This is a genomic window from Cupriavidus sp. SIMBA_020 (assembly GCF_046535395.1).
Taxonomy (GTDB): domain Bacteria; phylum Pseudomonadota; class Gammaproteobacteria; order Burkholderiales; family Burkholderiaceae; genus Cupriavidus; species Cupriavidus campinensis.
Genome location: NZ_JAWRWU010000540.1, coordinates 1 through 273 on the forward strand (window position 1 = coordinate 1; position 273 = coordinate 273).

Here is a 273-nt window from a genome sequence, read left to right on the forward strand (position 1 = left end):
GCTCAGCAGCGTCTTCACGCGCGGGACGACGTGCTGCGCGAACGTACGCATATCCGCCTCGAAGGGCTGGAATTGCAGCATGAACAGTTCGACTCCGGCGCGATGAAAGTCGGCGATGCGCTGCGCGACCGTGTCGTAGCTGCCCACGAGTTGCGCGGCCGTGCCGCCGTTCGACCCCACGCGGGCCGACTGCGCGAAGGTCTGGAACATGACGGCCTTCGGGTCGATGTTCGCCTGCTGGCGCTCGCGCAGCGGACGGTCTTTTTCCGCGAG

General features: G+C 66.7%; 1 pseudogene. It reads right to left on the minus strand.

The features are described from left to right. A pseudogene (locus SB751_RS30415) lies at positions 1–273 on the minus strand (alkanesulfonate monooxygenase); the annotation flags it as partial.